This is a genomic window from Edaphobacter lichenicola, assembly GCF_014201315.1.
Lineage (GTDB): Bacteria > Acidobacteriota > Terriglobia > Terriglobales > Acidobacteriaceae > Edaphobacter > Edaphobacter lichenicola_B.
Genome location: NZ_JACHDY010000003.1, coordinates 434101 through 450245, shown reverse-complemented (window position 1 = coordinate 450245; position 16145 = coordinate 434101). Strand labels below are relative to the sequence as shown.

Annotated in this window: 13 protein-coding genes; 7 read left to right on the top strand and 6 right to left on the bottom strand. The window is 57.5% G+C overall.

The genetic code is table 11. The features are described from left to right. The first annotated feature begins 116 nt into the window (after window positions 1-116). The 3 genes from HDF09_RS13125 (at window position 117) to HDF09_RS13115 (ending at window position 3287) form a co-directional block, all read left to right on the top strand. Complete coding sequence (locus tag HDF09_RS13125; RefSeq protein ID WP_183766947.1) at window positions 117-785, top strand: hypothetical protein; 669 nt, start codon at window positions 117-119, stop codon at window positions 783-785. 577 nt (window positions 786-1362) lie between these two features. Continuing rightward, complete coding sequence (gene ribD / locus HDF09_RS13120; protein ID WP_183766945.1) at window positions 1363-2586, top strand: bifunctional diaminohydroxyphosphoribosylaminopyrimidine deaminase/5-amino-6-(5-phosphoribosylamino)uracil reductase RibD; 1224 nt, start codon at window positions 1363-1365, stop codon at window positions 2584-2586. 41 nt (window positions 2587-2627) lie between these two features. After that, window positions 2628-3287 (top strand): riboflavin synthase, encoded by a 660-nt coding sequence (locus HDF09_RS13115; RefSeq protein WP_183766944.1) that lies wholly within the window; start codon window positions 2628-2630, stop codon window positions 3285-3287. Between the two features lie 116 nt (window positions 3288-3403). Here HDF09_RS13115 and rho read toward each other — a convergent pair whose 3' ends face one another. The 3 genes from rho to HDF09_RS13100 all read right to left on the bottom strand — a co-directional run bounded on the left by rho (window position 3404) and on the right by HDF09_RS13100 (window position 7157). Then, on the bottom strand, window positions 3404-4654 hold the full coding sequence (rho, locus tag HDF09_RS13110) for a transcription termination factor Rho (protein WP_174336882.1): 1251 nt from the start codon (window positions 4652-4654) through the stop codon (window positions 3404-3406). Between the two features lie 173 nt (window positions 4655-4827). Beyond that, window positions 4828-5049 (bottom strand): DNA-directed RNA polymerase subunit omega, encoded by a 222-nt coding sequence (locus HDF09_RS13105; protein ID WP_179582507.1) that lies wholly within the window; start codon window positions 5047-5049, stop codon window positions 4828-4830. Window positions 5050-5564: 515 nt separating this feature from the next. Beyond that, the gene (locus HDF09_RS13100; protein ID WP_183766943.1) at window positions 5565-7157 is read right to left on the bottom strand and encodes a YifB family Mg chelatase-like AAA ATPase; all 1593 of its coding nucleotides are present in this window, start codon (window positions 7155-7157) and stop codon (window positions 5565-5567) included. A 260-nt stretch (window positions 7158-7417) separates the two neighbouring features. Between HDF09_RS13100 and HDF09_RS20800 the strand changes: the two genes are divergently transcribed. Next, window positions 7418-7546 carry a hypothetical protein gene (locus tag HDF09_RS20800; RefSeq protein ID WP_260181289.1) on the top strand — a complete coding sequence of 43 codons (129 nt, stop codon included), beginning with the start codon at window positions 7418-7420 and terminating at the stop codon, window positions 7544-7546. A gap of 468 nt (window positions 7547-8014) precedes the next feature. Beyond that, window positions 8015-9472 (top strand): L-serine ammonia-lyase, encoded by a 1458-nt coding sequence (locus HDF09_RS13095; protein ID WP_311719497.1) that lies wholly within the window; start codon window positions 8015-8017, stop codon window positions 9470-9472. 126 nt (window positions 9473-9598) lie between these two features. On the opposite strand, the gene HDF09_RS13090 is transcribed toward HDF09_RS13095, so the two are convergent. From HDF09_RS13090 to HDF09_RS13080, 3 genes are all read right to left on the bottom strand, one after another. Further along, window positions 9599-10807: an OmpA family protein gene (locus HDF09_RS13090; RefSeq protein WP_221270130.1), complete on the bottom strand. Its 1209-nt coding sequence runs from the start codon at window positions 10805-10807 to the stop codon at window positions 9599-9601. Between the two features lie 169 nt (window positions 10808-10976). Further along, a complete protein-coding gene (locus tag HDF09_RS13085; protein WP_183766941.1) occupies window positions 10977-12158 on the bottom strand; it encodes an acetyl-CoA C-acetyltransferase in 1182 nt (393 codons plus the stop codon). A 597-nt stretch (window positions 12159-12755) separates the two neighbouring features. Beyond that, complete coding sequence (locus HDF09_RS13080; RefSeq protein ID WP_183766940.1) at window positions 12756-13583, bottom strand: TolC family protein; 828 nt, start codon at window positions 13581-13583, stop codon at window positions 12756-12758. Between the two features lie 135 nt (window positions 13584-13718). On the opposite strand from HDF09_RS13080, the gene HDF09_RS13075 reads away from it, so the two are divergent. Then, window positions 13719-14801: an NAD(P)/FAD-dependent oxidoreductase gene (locus HDF09_RS13075; protein ID WP_183766939.1), complete on the top strand. Its 1083-nt coding sequence runs from the start codon at window positions 13719-13721 to the stop codon at window positions 14799-14801. A gap of 117 nt (window positions 14802-14918) precedes the next feature. Next, a complete protein-coding gene (locus HDF09_RS13070) occupies window positions 14919-16052 on the top strand; it encodes a citrate synthase (protein ID WP_183766938.1) in 1134 nt (377 codons plus the stop codon). The last annotated feature ends 93 nt before the right edge of the window (window positions 16053-16145 follow it).

Here is a 16145-nt window from a genome sequence, read left to right as displayed (position 1 = left end):
CCGTATACTCGGGGACGGATATACATCGAGATCATATGAGTCTGCTAGACGAAGAGTTTTGTGCTTGGGAAACCTTGATGCAGTGGCAGTCCCTGTCTGCCAAGAGGCGGGATGGGTTGGTAGAACTCCGCCCACAACCCTCTCCTGCGGAACAGGTCAATGAGGATGCGCTACAGGAACGATGGGCTCAGCAATACCTGAAAGAAGAATTCACTCGCCTCGGGTTTACCAAGGTCGAAGGCCCTTTCAACCGCGGGCCAGACTACCGGGTCTTTCACAAACGACGCTGGCTCTGGGCCGAAGTGGAGACACAATGGAAAAATTATTTCAAGCACGGCCACCACGAAAACCCTGCATTCGACGACGTCGAATATCTGATACTCCTGTCCAGCGAAACGCCATCACCAGATGCGCTTGCGTACTTGCCTCCTCGGATACTCCACATCGACCGCCAGCACTTCCTTGCATGGTATGAAAAAGCTGCAGCGCCGGAGTTGCTGGGGAAGGAGTTTGGCGCACGAGCCGCCATCGTCGCCGGTGCCATGCAGCACCATTGGACGACAATCTGTTCCGATGTCGACCGCGACGATGCTACCTGCCCCGACTGCGACAGCTGCGGCTACTTCGGTGGTGGCGAATTTGGCGAGGCCACGCCTTTCTATCAAGACATGGCTGCGAGATTTCTCATTTCCACCGGACTCTCAGATACCGGTCGCCCCGATCTTCGCAAAGTCAAGGCAGCATCTCTGGAGCAGTTCGTCGAAGAGCATCCGCCAGGAGAGTAACGACTCCATCGACATCCGACAGTGCGTGCTGTCTCTGCTGTAAGAACCCAGAATTCATCGATAACAAAGGCCACACGGGTCCGGAAGTCGGATTGTCAGAAATGGATGATTCTGCGACAGACCGAATGAGAGTTCAGGGCTTGAGGGAACTCCGAATCTGCTGTTGCACCTTCCCGCTCCCTTCCATAAAAATCCACCCAGAACCAAATTCGCCTTCAACATTTACAAAGACTCGAAGTAAGCCCTAAGCCGCTGACGATCAAAACCCTGTCAAGCCCCCAACCCATCAAAACCCGCGCCAGACAAAGAGATTCGCGTGACGTATCAGTTACGCCCAATCCGCTATACTTGTAGAGAAAGAGAAAAGGGTTCCGAGTTTCGGAGCCCTTTCTCGATTAACGAGCTAACCCCTTTGAATGCAGGAATCTGCAAGAAAGTCCTTTAGATAGAAGTTTTTACGGAGAGCCACCCCTTCGCAAGTCTATTAAAATAAAGGTACTTACACGCGGGTAATATGGGGGGGGTACCCCCACAGCCCTGTAGCAGAAAACTCAAGCGGGAACAGTATCAGGAACGAATGGAACTATCCGCAACAACTCGCGCCGCACTGGATGAAGCCTTGATGCAGCGAGCCCTCAAGCTCGCCGCCGAGTCCATCGGTCTGGCCTCGCCCAACCCGCAGGTAGGCTGCATCCTCACCCGGACGCCAGTCGGCGGAGGCGCCCCTATGGTCATCGGCGAAGGCGCCCACCTCTACGCCAACCGCGACCACGCCGAGATCGTAGCCCTCAAACAAGCCGCCCAGCGCGGCTTCTCCACCACCGGAGCCACCGCCTACGTCACCCTCGAACCCTGCAGCCACCACGGCCGCACCGGCCCCTGCGCCGATGCCCTCATCGCCGCCGGCATCAGTCGCTGCGTCGTCGCCACCCAGGACCCCAACCCCCAGGTCAGCGGTCAGGGACTAGCCAAACTCCGCGCCGCAGGCATCGAGGTCGTCGTCGGACTCCTCCAGCAGCAGGCCCGCGACCTCAACGACGCCTTCGCCCACTTCATCCAGCACCGCACCCCCTTCGTCACCCTCAAGGCCGCGCTCTCGGTCGACGGCAAGCTCGCACCCCCGCCAGCCTCCCGCTTCCCCAACCAGCCCCACTGGCTCACCGGCCCCGCCGCCCGCTACGAGGTCCAACTCCTCCGCCACGCCGCCGACGCAGTCCTCACCGGCATAGGCACTGTCCTCGCCGACGATCCACAACTAACCGACCGCAGTGGCCTCTTCGGACCCAATAAGCTGCCCCGCCGCCGCCCACTCCTCCGCGTCATCCTTGACACACACCTGCGAATCCCGCTCTCCTCGCAGCTGGTCCGCTCTGTCGACGACGGCCACACCTCCGGCTACCCCGATCTGCTCATCCTCTGCGGCAAAACAGCTCCCGAGACCAAAATCTCCGCGCTCACGAATCTGGGAGCCCACGTCGAGACAATCCCTGGCCACAATGGCCATCTCAGCCTCCCCTCGGTCCTCTCCACACTAGCCGAGCGCAACATCCTCAGCCTCCTGCTCGAGTGCGGCTCCCACTTGAACGGCGCCTTCCTCCAGCAAAACCTGGTCGACAAAGCCGTCCTCCTCTACGCCGAGACCGAGCTAGGCGACCAGGCGATCCCCTTCGCCCAGGGCATAGGCTCCCCATACCTCTTTGAAGAGTCACTCCATCGCATCACCCGCGCTAACTACGGCACCGACGCCTGCGTGACCGGCTACCTCCACGACCCCTGGCCCATACTCCAGCCCAGGCCCTAGGCCCTCTACTCCCTATTCCCTACTCCCTGTACCCTGTACTTATGTTCACTGGCCTGATCGAAACCACCGGCAAGCTTCTAGCCATCACCCCAACCGCAGGAGCGACCCGCATCACCATCGCCTCGCCCACGCTCACCGCTCGCCTCAACACCGGCGACAGCATCGCAGTCAACGGCGTCTGCCTCACCGCCCTCAGTATCGAGCCGAACGCCTTCCCCCCGCGCTTCTCCGCCGACCTCGCTGCCGAGACCATCGCCCGCACCACCCTCACCCACCTGCGGCCCGACGCTATCCTCAACCTCGAGCTCCCCACACCAGCGGGCTCGCCGCTGGGAGGCCACGTCGTTCAGGGCCACGTCGACGGAACCGCGACCCTCATCTCCCTCACCCCCATCACGCCCAACCAGCCCGATACAGACTGGCGTCTCCGCATCCAGCTCCCCGACACTCTCACGCGCTACGTCGTCCCCCAGGGCTCCATCACCATTGAAGGCATCAGCCTCACCGTAGCCTCCATCGTGGACAACGTGGTAGAGGCGGCCATCATCCCTCACACCTACGCCGCCACCAGCCTCCACACCCTCACCCCCGGCGCCCCCCTCAACATCGAGGTAGACGTCCTGAGCAAGTACGCCGAACGCCAGCACTCCGCAGAAAAATTCACACTCACCGAGAAGTTCCTGATCGCCAACGGCTACTAGCTGACCGCAGAAGAGACTGGTCCCTCGACTAACCCACCTGCAAACATCAGAGCGCATCGAGCACAAAGAAAAAGCGCGGCCAACAGGCCGCGCTTCTTGCACTCACTATCTCGAAGTTAGATCGAGCTCATGTTGTGTAGAAACTCCTGATTATTCCGGGTCTTCGCCAGCTTATCGGTCAGTAGCTCCATCGCTTCAACAGGCGACAGCGGATTGAGCACCTTCCGCAGAATCCAGGTTCGCTGCAGATCCTCCTTCGGTATCAGCAGCTCTTCCTTACGCGTCCCGGAACGCTGAATGTCGATCGCCGGAAACACACGCTTATCCACCAGCTTGCGATCCAGAATCACTTCCATGTTGCCGGTTCCCTTGAACTCCTCGAAGATCACCTCATCCATGCGCGAGCCCGTATCAACGAGCGCAGTCGCAATGATCGTCAGCGAACCGCCCTCCTCGATGTTGCGAGCCGCACCGAAGAAGCGCTTCGGCCTCTGCAGCGCATTCGAGTCCACACCGCCTGAGAGCACCTTGCCCGAAGGCGGAACGATCGTGTTGTAAGCACGCGCCAGACGAGTAATCGAGTCCAGCAGGATCACCACATCGCGCTTGTGCTCCACCAGCCGCTTAGCCTTCTCGATCACCATCTCGGCAACCTGTACGTGTCGCGCCGCCGGCTCATCGAAGGTCGAAGAGATCACCTCGCCCTTCACCGAACGCTGCATATCGGTCACTTCTTCCGGCCGCTCATCAATCAGCAACACGATCAGCACCACCTCCGGATGATTGGCCGTAATGCTGTTCGCAATCGACTGCAGCAACATCGTCTTACCAGTACGTGGCGGAGCCACAATCAACCCGCGCTGCCCCTTGCCCACCGGCGTCAACAGATCCATCACGCGGCCCGAGATATGCTCGCGAACCGTCTCCATCTTCACCCGCTCCTGGGCGTACAAAGGCGTGAGGTTGTCGAACAGAATCTTATTTCGCGTCTCTTCCGGCGACTCGAAGTTGATCGCCTCGATCTTGACGAGAGCGAAGTACTTCTCACCCTCGTGCGGCGGACGGACATTGCCGCTGATCGTGTCCCCTGTCTTTAGGTCAAACTTGCGAATCTGCGAGGGAGAAACGTAGATGTCGTCAGGACCAGGCAGGTAGTTGTAATCAGGAGAGCGGAGGAAGCCGTAACCATCGGGCAGGATTTCAAGCACGCCTTCCGCAAAGATATGGCCCTCTTTTTCGCTCTGCGCCTGCAGAATCTTGAAGATGAGGTCTTGCTTGCGGAGACCGCTGGTTCCGGCGATGTCGAGACCGCGTGCCAGTTTACCCAGCTCCGCGATATTGTGTTCTTTTAACTCGGAAATAGTCATGTTTTACCTGGAAATTTGAATTTTAGGAGGGATTGTTTGGAACTGAGGCGGGATCTGCTTGACGAGGGGGTCGTGCGGAAGGCCGGTTGATGAAGCTTGGAATGCGGGTGGGTGGTAGAGCGGATAAGGGGATTTTATTTGAAAGTAGAGTTACGAGGTGAAACAGCCGCGCGTTAAGCCGCGCGGCGCTCTTGCAATTGTACCTTTTCTACGACAGCTTCGCCAGACTCATCCATGGGGATGGTGTCCTTGAAGCGGTCCAGAACTTCGTTAGTCGTGTCCTGCAACCGCGTATTTGGCTTGTGCAGCTTACGCGTCGCCTTCGACGCCAGTTGACAAAGCTCGTAGCGGTTGTTCACGTGCGTGAGAGCTCCAAAAATAAGATCCGAGCGCATAGTTTTCTCCCTTTCAATTTCCGAAGCGGAAGCGTCTAGTTAGCGCTAACTCGCTCGAAATCATTCAAATGTGGCAAACAATCTTCGAGGACCGCTGCCGTGAATAGCCTCATACATTAGACGCAAAAATCCGTCCGGGGACTCCGCAAATTCATCAGAAATCTCAACTTTCATGATATCTGACATATTGCGTTTGCTAGCCGAACAAACTGCCCAGCTTGCTAAATAGCGTTCCTTGCCGAATCTGTCTCTTCCGTAGGATTCAGCGCTCGCCGCGCCCAGGTGTGAAACAGGAGCCTCGCCAGAAAATCTGGCAAGTCATAAATCATCGCAGAGTACCCGGTCTGTCCTTCAAAGTCTGGCCGGCCCAGAGCAACTACGACTTCAAGGAAAGTAAACTGTTCGACGCCCTAGGTCAATACTTTTTTCGGTAACCCCGGAATAAAGAAATCCCAGAAACGGGATACATTTGTCCCATCACAAAGAATTATCGGCGATTTTCTTCGCCTCCATGTCTATGACCAATAGCTTCGGTCCAAAGTGCGGTATTGAATAGCCTCGGCGATGTGCTTCACCGCTATATCCTGCTCGCCGCCCAGATCCGCTATCGTCCTTGCTACCTTCAAGATACGGTCATGTGCCCGGGCACTTAACCCCTGTTGCTGCATCGCCCGTTCGAGCAGTCGTTCGGCATCGGACGACAACTCGCAATAGGAACGTATCTGCTGCGTATTCATCTGCGAATTAGAAAATATCTGCCGCGATGCCGCCTTTGCCGTTCCTTTCGTCCTCTCCGCAGCCGCACCAAATCGCTCATGTTGCCGCCCTCTCGCCGCCAGCACGCGAGCCCGAATATGCTCCGACCCCTCCGCCGCCGCGCCGCCCCGCAACTCCTTATATTGCACCGCGGGAACCTCGATATGAATATCAATCCGGTCCAGCAACGGCCCGGAGACCTTCGAAACATACCGCTGGATCATCGGCGGCGTACACATACACTCCCGGGACTTGTCGTTGAAATATCCACAAGGGCAAGGATTCATGGCTGCTGCAAGCATGAACCGCGCCGGAAAACTCAGGCTCATGGCCGCCCGGGCAATCGTTACATGGCCATCCTCCAACGGCTGCCGCAGCACCTCCAGCACGTTTCGCGGAAACTCCGGCAGCTCATCCAGAAAGAGCAGCCCGTTGTGGGCCAGCGACACCTCACCCGGCCGCGGCATCATCCCACCGCCAATCAAACCGGCGTCCGAGATCGTATGGTGTGGCGAACGAAACGGCCGATGCGCCACCAATCCCTGCTCAGAGTCCAAAACCCCCGCCACCGAGTGAATCTTCGTCGTCTCCAGCGCCTCTTCGAATCTGAGCGGAGCCAGAATAGACGGCAGCCGCTTGGCCAGCATGGTCTTGCCCGAGCCCGGCGGCCCAATCATCAAAATGTTATGCCCACCTGCGGCCGCCACCTCGAGCGCACGCTTCGCCACCTGCTGTCCACGCACGTCTTTGAAGTCGAAGGGAAAGTGCTGCATCTCGTTCAGAAGATCGGTCGTCTCCACCTTGAGCGGAGTCGCCTTGATGCCACCCATCACCGCCGAGTTCAACAGCTCTCGCACCTCCAGCAGCGACTTCACCGGATAAACGTTGACACCCTCAACGACCGCCGCCTCCCGCGCATTACTCGCCGGAATAATGAGGTTCGGAATCCCTTTGGCGCGCGCAGCCACCGCAATCGGCAGCATCCCCTGCACTGCCCGCAGACTGCCATCCAGACCCAACTCTCCCACCAGCAAGTAATCGCTCAGATCCTTGATGTGCAGTGAGCCATAGGCTCCCAGGATTCCGATTGCAATGGGCAGGTCGAACCCCGAACCCTCTTTCTTGAGGTCTGCGGGCGCCAGGTTGATCGTGATCCGCGTCGGCGGAATCTCGAAACCAGAGTTCTTGATCGCAGAACGCACCCGGTCACGGCTCTCCCGCACAGCCGCATCCGGTAATCCCACCGTGTGAAACTGTTCCTGGTCTAACTTGATGTTGGAAAAATCGACTTCTACATCGATGATGTGGGCGTCAATCCCATACACTGCAGCACTGCGAGCCTTGAAAAGCATGAATAAGCCGATGAACCCTTAGGGGCGGAAGATTTTGCCGAGTATAGCACCCGCGTTCAAAGCGCCCCCTCGAATCAGCGGACACGTGAGAATATGGCTGGCATGAACATGGTAGCCATCAAGAAGGTCAAGTTGAAAGAGCATCATCTCAAGCCGGGACGCACGAACATACTCTTTCCGATGAGAAGGGTTTAAGGCCTTTTCCTCCATTCACGTCACTCGCAATCACACAATACGCCGACGAGCCAGGATATTTCCTAATGCATATTTGCGAAGACAATCTTGGAACCGATACCTTTCACGAGACTCTCGACGAGGCGCTTCACCAAGCTGAATGGGAGTTCGAGGTTCGGCCTGAAGAGTGGATCGACGCTCAAGAGCCGTTCTAGGTTTGAACTTACCCCCGACGCCACTCCAAAAATAATTTTCTTCAAATCCATCCCAAAGATCGCATGTCAAGCCCAAAGCCCATCTAAACCCATGAATCACAAGGAGATCCACTTGGCACTTTAGTTAGATCCGCTTGGCTATACTCTTAAATAAGGGGAGAAAGCAAAGGTTCCAGACCGCATCACACGCTAACTCGTTTGTTTGGAATATTCTGCAGGTAACTTCTTTGTTTGCACATTTTTACGGACCACCACCAGCTGTAAATCATTGAAACGAGGATGTTTACGCGCGGGTAATATGGGGGGTCCCCCCCAGGGCAGAAGGAGCAGAAGAGGACGAAGATGGCAACAAAATCACGCATAGCCCCCTTCCGCCACCTCGCCCTCGAGCACCCGGGAGCCGCAGCTAAAATCCCCCAGGTCCCTACCTCCGGCCAAAGCCAACCGCAGCCCCCTACAATAACCTCTGTGAACACCAGCCTCTTCGAGCTCTTCAAAATCGGTATCGGCCCCTCAAGCTCCCACACCGTCGGCCCCATGCGCGCCGCCCTCCGCTTCACCCGCGAACTCACCGAAAAAAACCTCCTCGAACAGACCGCAAGGGTCAACGTCGACCTCTACGGATCGCTCGCCCTCACCGGCATCGGCCACGGAACCGACCGCGCCATCCTCCTCGGCCTCCTCGGCGAAGCGCCCGACACCGTCGACCCCTACACCGTCGAAACCAAGATCGCCGCCATTCGCAACACCAACACCCTCGCTCTCGGCGGAAGCAAAACCATCCCCTTCCACGAAGCCGAAGACCTCAACTTCCGCCGCAACCAGATGTACCCCGATCCCGCCGTCCACTCTCACCCCAACGGCATGCGCTTCACCGCCTTCGACAGCACGGGCGCAAAGTTGGTTGAAGAGGTCTTCTACTCCATCGGCGGCGGCTTCATCGTCTCTGAGGCCGAGCGCACCGCCGAAAGCACAACCAGCACCCGGAAAGTCCCCTATCCCTTCCGTAGCTCCGCCGACCTCCTCGCCTCGGCGAAACAACACAACCTCACCATTGCGCACCTCATGCTCGCCAACGAAGTCGCGCTACTAAACGACCCGGCAATCTCTATTACTCGCCCGCAGACAATATCCGCTTCATTGCAGATCAATCTTTCAGCCGAACGAAAGATTCGCGCAAGTATCCTCGTCCTCTGGCAAACCATGCAGCAGTGCACCGAACGCGGTATCGCTACCGAAGGTATCCTCCCAGGGGGACTCAACGTTCGCCGTCGCGCCCATCGTCTCGCAGAGCGCCTTAACACGATCGGCTCCAAAGACCCACTCGCGCCCATCGACTGGGTTACCGTTTACGCCATGGCTGTCAACGAAGAGAACGCCGCCGGCGGCAGAGTGGTAACCGCTCCCACGAATGGAGCTGCCGGAGTGATTCCTGCCATCGGCAACTACTACATGCGCTTTATTGAAGGGACCGAAGCAGAGAAGGAAGAGGGCATCCTCCGCTACTTTCTTACCGCTGCTGCCATCGGTATTTTGTACAAAGAGAACGCCAGCATCTCAGGCGCCGAAGTAGGCTGTCAGGGAGAGGTCGGGGTAGCTTGCAGCATGGCCGCGGGCGGGCTGGTCGCTGCACTCAATGGCACGAATGCCCAGATCGAACATGCAGCAGAAATCGCAATGGAGCACAACCTCGGCATGACCTGCGATCCCATTGGCGGCCTTGTCCAGATTCCCTGCATCGAGCGCAACGGCATGGGTGCAGTCAAAGCCATCAACGCCTGCCGCATGGCCATGCACGAAACCGGCGACCACAAACTTTCACTCGATCAGGTCATCGCCACCATGTATCAGACCGGCCTCGACATGCAATCCCGATACAAAGAAACCTCGCTTGCCGGTCTCGCCCTCAACATCATTGAGTGCTAGTGATGTCGCTCGACTAATATTTGGCTAGCCTGCGCCTTCGGACATAACAGCCTTCGTTCTCCCAAATAAGAAAGCCGATGCAACCTCTGCATCGGCCCCCTTACAACATTCACTCCAACAGCACTGCTACTTTTGCGTCACCAGCATTGCTATACGGCGATTCTGAGCCCGTCCCTCCTCAGTGGCGTTGTCGCCAACTGGATGCTCATCCCCATAGCCCTTGGACTGCAGCCGCGAAGGATCGACCCCTGCTGCCACCAAAGCATCCATCACGTTCTTCGCACGCGCACCGGAGAGAGCGACATTCGCTGCCGCGTTTCCAGTGTTGTCGGTATAGCCACCAAGCTTCACATGGACGTGGGGATAAGCTTTTAGAATCGCAGCAACATTGTTTAGCTGCTCCTGTGAAGATGGCTGCAAAGTAGCCTTGCCGGTGTCGAACAGCAGACGGTCAAAATTAAACCACGTCGTTGTATCTACCGGTTTGGAAGAGTCCCCAAGGAAACTGATCAGCTTGCTCTCAATACCTAATTGGGGAATATTCAATTCGACTCCATCCGGCAGCTTTGTCTTGAAAAAATCCCCAAGAGCCGAAGTAGCGGAGGAGCCTGCATTGGCAGCCGCAATCGAAGCAGGTTGCACCGCGTCACTGACTGGTGCCTTGGTTCGATTGAAGAACCAAAACAGACAAAGCAACAATGCAGCCAGCAGAACAACAGGCCACAACCAACGATTGCCAGTAGCAACCTTCGCCGGGACCGCTGCTGTTAGATTCGAAGCGAGATTCGAAGCGCCGCCCATCAGGCTACCGAGTCCTGCAGGCAGGAACCGCTGGAAGCTTGGAGCCTCGGCCTTCAACGTCGAACCAAGGTCGGCGGCACTCAAATTATTTTGACGAACATGCTGCCCTAAAACTCCAAGTACCAGAGGAGCAGCCATAGCCAGGAGAGATCCTGCCTTGCCGCTCGAAACACCTACCGATCGGCCGATCGAATCGGTCACTGACGACATATTGGAGCCGAAGATGCTTGATAGAAACTGGCTGCCAAGATTTGCTACGGGGGAGGACGTAGCGCCCGAGGCCAACGATCCCAGATTCGACGTAAGGCCTGAAAGAGCGCTTGGACCATTCGCGGGGTTTGTAATAAGGCTAAATATCTGTCCCAAAAATCCAGGTTGGCCGACCTTCGCGACAAGACCCGCGAGCATAGCGGCAGACCCAGTCTGGAGACCACGTTGGACAGTGTCAGTAGACTCTCCAAGCTGCGAAGCCACTGGACCAAGAACCTGAGGACCCAACAGTCCCATGAGGCTTTCCACGATAGAACCCGCCATAAACTCTCCTTTTTAGACCAAAGTTAGATATTTTTGAGTCAAAATCAGGAATCGAATTGCAGGGGCCCGGGTTTCACATCACCCATCTAGAGACCTATAGATAGGCGCATAAGATGTTTGTTTCACGAACTACAGTTGTCCTCCTAGTGAAATTATTGGTAATGAAACTCTATTCTCGTCCTACTGCCAGCGCTACCGAATTCCCTCCGCCCAGACAGAGTGCCGCTACCCCTTTCTTCGCGTCCCGTCGCATCATCTCGTAGATCAGCGTCACCAGCACTCGCGCACCGCTCGCTCCAATAGGATGTCCAATCGCCACCGCCCCGCCATTCACATTCACTTTCCTGGCATCCAGCCCTAACTCTCTCATCACCCCCAGGGCTTGAACACTGAACGCCTCATTCAACTCGAACAAATCCACGTCATCCCGCTTCCACCCAGCTTTCTCCAATACTCTCCGGACTCCAGTTACCGGAGCGAGCATTACCCACTTCGGGGCAACTCCGCTCGTAGCCTGCGCCTTGATAGTCACCATCGGCTTCAACCCCAGCTCCTTCGCCCGCTCTGCCGACATCACCACCACCGCCGCAGCCGCATCATTTACTCCTGGAGCATTTCCTGCTGTCACAGTCCCATCCTTCCTGAAGGCCGGCTTCAAGGCAGCAAGCGCCTCCGCCGAAGCGTCCTCCCGCACACTCTCATCCCGCGACACCACGGTGACTGCACCCTTCTTCCCCGACACGCTCACCGGCACCACCTCCGCGTCGAACCGCCCCTCCTTCCAGGCGGCACTCGCATTGCGATGCGAAGCCAGCGCATAAGCATCCTGCTCTTCTCGGGTAATCGAATGCTTCTCCGCAACGTTCTCCCCCGTGATGCCCATGTGATAGTCCTCACAAGCGCACCACAACCCATCCTTCACCATCGAATCCACCACGACCGAGTCACCCATACGGAATCCCTTCCGTCCCTGCGGCAGCAGATAAGGTGCGTTGGACATCGACTCCATCCCCCCAGCCACCACAACTTCGGCATCGCCAGCCATCACCGCCTGCGCCGCCAGGGCCACGGCCTTCAAACCCGACCCGCACACCATATTGATCGTCATCGCCGAAACCGTATCCGGCAGCCCGCCCTGTAACGCCGCCTGTCGCGCCGGGTTCTGTCCCAGCCCCGCAGGAAGCACGCATCCCATCAAACACTCATCCACGCTCGCCGCATCAACCCCAGCCCGCTTCACCGCCTCGCGGACCGCGATCGCACCAAGCTCTACCGCCGTCATCTCCGCAAACGCCCCTTGAAACTTACCCACCGGCGTCCGCACCGCAGCAACAATCACAACATCCTTCATCGATCGAATACCTCGAGGAAAACTCTACTCCTCTGGCTGGACTCGCACCAACCGGTAATCTTTGTGTCCCGCAATGAAAGACAAAGCGTCGTTCACAATACCATGCCTCCTTGTCCTCGCCATGTGCATGTCCTCGAATCCGTGCGCCTCTAACAAAGATTCAAAGAGCCGCCGTTTGCATGACAACTTTTGTATTTCTCTTCGTCACTCCGATCACACAAAGGTCGTATTCTACCCAAACGCCTAATCTCTCAAGATTCGCGAGCCGCCATCGCTCCGCGCGGCTCTGGAACGAATGTCCGGCACAGAACGTCACGTCGTTTCGAACTCCCCATGCAAAAAAGAATTTGCCTCTCCTTCATTTTTTGCTTGACAGTGAAATTTCGTAAATCTATACCTTCGTTAGCTGCAATGCAGCTAGTAGTAGAGTCAATGTCTAATCACTAGGGAGAATAGGCACATGGCAACTAAGAAAGCCGCAAAAAAGGCACCAGCGAAGAAGGCAGCAAAAAAGGCAACCAAAAAGTAATCCAACCAAGGCAAACAGAAAGGGGGACGCGATAAGCGTCCCCTTTCCGCATCTGAAAGGGCCCGTCGTTATTGGGTTGCAGTCGCCTTCGCAGCGTTCTTCGGCGTCGACAGATAACCAGACACCTTGTTCTTCTCAATCACATTCACCACCAGCTCATACAGCACCGGATCCTTGCCGTTATAAAACTGCACAGGCTCATCCAGCCCTTTATCCTTCTTCTCGATCGTCCGGTCGTCCGAGCTCACATTCAACGTGTAGCGCGAATGCTTCTCGTCCGCCTTCTTCAACTGCAGCTTGATCGTCGACAACAGCGTGGGCTTCGCGCCCTTCTGCAGCGTGAACTCCAGGTAGTTCCGATCCCCTTTGTGTTTCAGTATCTCCAGCTCGTCGTGATTCGTTGCGATCAACCCACTCATCACCCCCGCATCGCCGACGACCCGATTCAGCTGCGTCTTGGTCGCCTCCAGATCAGACTTCGTCGTGGCAACGTCAGTCTTCACGCCGCCTACATCCGTCTTCACGCTCGCAACATCGGTCGACACCGCGCCAATCTGCTTGGAGTTTTTCGCCGCCTCCTCCTCCAGCTTGGCCGTCGCAACCCTCTGTTGCGCGATGATGCTCTGAGTCCGCAGCTCAATCTGTTTCTGTGCAACACCTACGCTCTGCCCCAGCGTTTCGCTCGTCGCTCGGAGCCGTGCGTTGGTCGCCTCCAGCTTTTCCGTCAGTTCAGCGTTCTTCTGGTCCGCTGCCACGATCTTCTGTTCCGCCGCAGCAAGATGATTCTGCAGGCCGTAGCACCACACTAGTCCACCAAGCGCCGCCAACAACGCGACCGCCACCACTCCAAGCAATGCTCCCGAGATCGACCTCTGCTCCACGTACTCTTCGCTCATCACTCTCTCCTAGCTTCTTCCCTAAGCTTCACTTCCTTTGACGCATCGCGAACCCATAGCTCACAAGCTACTCATCCGCGTAAAACAGACACACCCAAACTATAACCTCTCCTCAAAGCCAACTAAACTAATTCCATGCACCACCCCGACCTATGCATCGCTGGAGCCGGAATCATCGGCCTCTCCCTCGCCCTTGAACTCCACGACCGCGGCTACCGTGTCACGGTGTTTGACCAGGGCGCTCCGCTCGCCGAATCATCCACTGCGGCCGCGGGCATGCTGGCCGCCCACGATCCTGACAACCCGCCCCAGCTCCTGTCTCTTGCCTCCCTCAGCCTCTCGCTCTACCCCGACTTCCTCGACCGCATCCACACTCTCTCCGGCCTCCGCATCCCCTTTCAGACCCACACTACCTTGCAGTCCGTTCCGCCCGACACCGCCATTGCAGACAGCGAACTCACCTGCGAAGATCTCGCTCATCTCCTACCTGCTCTCACTCCCAGCGACCATCGATTCGTCCTTCTCGACGAGCACAGCCTCGACCCCCGTCAACTCGCCTCAGCGCTTCTCGCCGCCGTCCGCGCCACTACCATCAACCTCCAACCGCACACTGCCGTCCTTTCTACTCACTCCATCGACAACGCCGTTGAGATCACCACTCCCAAGGGCACAATCCATGCTGCCCAGTTCGTCAACTGTACAGGGGCCTGGGCGGCCGCTACCTCGCGCCTGCCAAATATTCCGGTGGCTCCAAGGAAGGGCCAGATGTTTTCCGTCTCGTTGCCTCCATCGCTCCCACTACACTTCGTCCTCCGCACCCCCGACATCTATATCGTCCCTCGCACAGCCGGCCCCGCCACCGGGCGCGCCATCATCGGAGCAACCGTCGAAGATATCGGCTTCGACAAGGCCGTCCATCCGGCCGACATCGATCGTCTCCGCTCCCTCGCCGCCGCTCTCCTTCCCGCCATCGCCAGGGCCCACCAACTCGAGGCCTGGTCTGGCCTACGCCCCGCAACTTCCGACGGCCTCCCCCTTCTCGGAGTTCTCCCAGGTCAACCGAATCATTTCATTGCCACAGGCCACTATCGGAACGGGATCCTCCTCGCGCCTGCCACCGCACGCGTGATGGCAGAGTTCATCGTCGGCGGAATACCTTCCGTAGACCTCTCACCTTTCTCTCCAGCGCGATCCCTCTCTCTGCTCCCATCGCCCTAGTTCGCACAGCGTTACCGATATTCGCCCAATCGGTCGTGACAACCGTTTCATCGCTGCGCTATAACCAGATGTACTTAGTTTGGGCCCGCATCAAATTCGCTCCTGGAGAAGCGCCTTATGTCTACCGCTGTCGCACCGAAAGGCCTGGAAGGCATTGTCGCCACCACGTCTGCTATCTGCTGGATCGACGGAGACGCCGGCGTTCTCTCCTATCGCGGCATTGATATTCACGAACTCGCTCAGTTCTCCAGCTTCGAGGAGACCACCTACCTCCTCTGGTTCGGCAAGCTTCCCTCCACCGCCGAACTCGCAGAGTTTACCGGCCATCTTTCCGTTGCACGAGAACTCAATTCGAAGATCGTCGACTTCCTTCGCAGCGTCCCGGCCAACGCCACACCGATGCAGGTCCTCCGCACCGCCGTCTCTCTTCTCAGCATCTACGACGCAGACGAGGCTGACTGCACCCATGACGCGAACGTCCGCAAATCCTTTCGCCTAACAGCACAGATCCCGATGATCGTCGCTCTCTTCGACCGCATCCGCAAGGGCAAGTCCCTCGTCGAAGCCGACAAGTCTCTCTCTCACGCCGCAAACTTTCTTTGGATGCTCAACGGCGAAAAGCCCTCAGACACCGCGACCCGTGCCTTCGACATCGCCCTTATCCTTCATGCCGACCACGAGCTTAACGCCAGCACCTTCGCTGCGCGTGTCATAGCGGCTACCCTCGCAGACATCCACTCCGCCATTACCGGTGCCATCGGCGCCCTCAAAGGCCCCCTCCACGGAGGAGCCAACGAGGCCACCATGAGGCTCCTCTACGCCATCGACAAGGCTGGGGCCGATCCCGTCGAGTACGTCAAACAGATGTTCGCCGAAAAGAAGAAGATCTCAGGCTTCGGCCATCGCGTCTACCATACCGAAGATCCCCGAGCGACCCATCTCCGCCGCATGTCCGAGGAGTTGGGCAAAGCCGCAGGCAACACCAAGTGGTTCGACTTGTCCCGCAAGATCGAGCTCTTCGTAAAGCAGGAAAAGAAACTCAACGCCAACGTCGACTTCTACTCTGCTTCTACCTACACCACCCTCGGTATCGACATCGATCTCTTCACTCCCATCTTCGCCATCAGCCGTATCTCCGGCTGGGCCGCCCACGTCATAGAACAGCACGACGACAACCGCCTCATACGCCCACGCGCCGACTACACCGGCCCGGCCTACCCAGCGACCTACATCCCCATCGAAAAGCGCTAACCATACACCTGGAACCACTTCGCATAACCATCGTGCGTTCTAAGATGCGAGACTCTCTTACACATGTAAAAAGGCAGCCCGCAAGGGCTGCCT

Coding starts and splice junctions, on each gene's coding strand:
- HDF09_RS20800 (WP_260181289.1), top strand. CDS start 7,418: ATGCATATTTGCGAAGACAATCTTGGAACCGATACCTTTCACGAGACT.
- HDF09_RS13090 (WP_221270130.1), bottom strand. CDS start 10,807: ATGGCGGGTTCTATCGTGGAAAGCCTCATGGGACTGTTGGGTCCTCAG.
- ribD (WP_183766945.1), top strand. CDS start 1,363: ATGGAACTATCCGCAACAACTCGCGCCGCACTGGATGAAGCCTTGATG.
- HDF09_RS13075 (WP_183766939.1), top strand. CDS start 13,719: ATGCACCACCCCGACCTATGCATCGCTGGAGCCGGAATCATCGGCCTC.
- HDF09_RS13085 (WP_183766941.1), bottom strand. CDS start 12,158: ATGAAGGATGTTGTGATTGTTGCTGCGGTGCGGACGCCGGTGGGTAAG.
- HDF09_RS13070 (WP_183766938.1), top strand. CDS start 14,919: ATGTCTACCGCTGTCGCACCGAAAGGCCTGGAAGGCATTGTCGCCACC.
- HDF09_RS13080 (WP_183766940.1), bottom strand. CDS start 13,583: ATGAGCGAAGAGTACGTGGAGCAGAGGTCGATCTCGGGAGCATTGCTT.
- HDF09_RS13100 (WP_183766943.1), bottom strand. CDS start 7,157: ATGCTTTTCAAGGCTCGCAGTGCTGCAGTGTATGGGATTGACGCCCAC.
- HDF09_RS13105 (WP_179582507.1), bottom strand. CDS start 5,049: ATGCGCTCGGATCTTATTTTTGGAGCTCTCACGCACGTGAACAACCGC.
- HDF09_RS13115 (WP_183766944.1), top strand. CDS start 2,628: ATGTTCACTGGCCTGATCGAAACCACCGGCAAGCTTCTAGCCATCACC.
- rho (WP_174336882.1), bottom strand. CDS start 4,654: ATGACTATTTCCGAGTTAAAAGAACACAATATCGCGGAGCTGGGTAAA.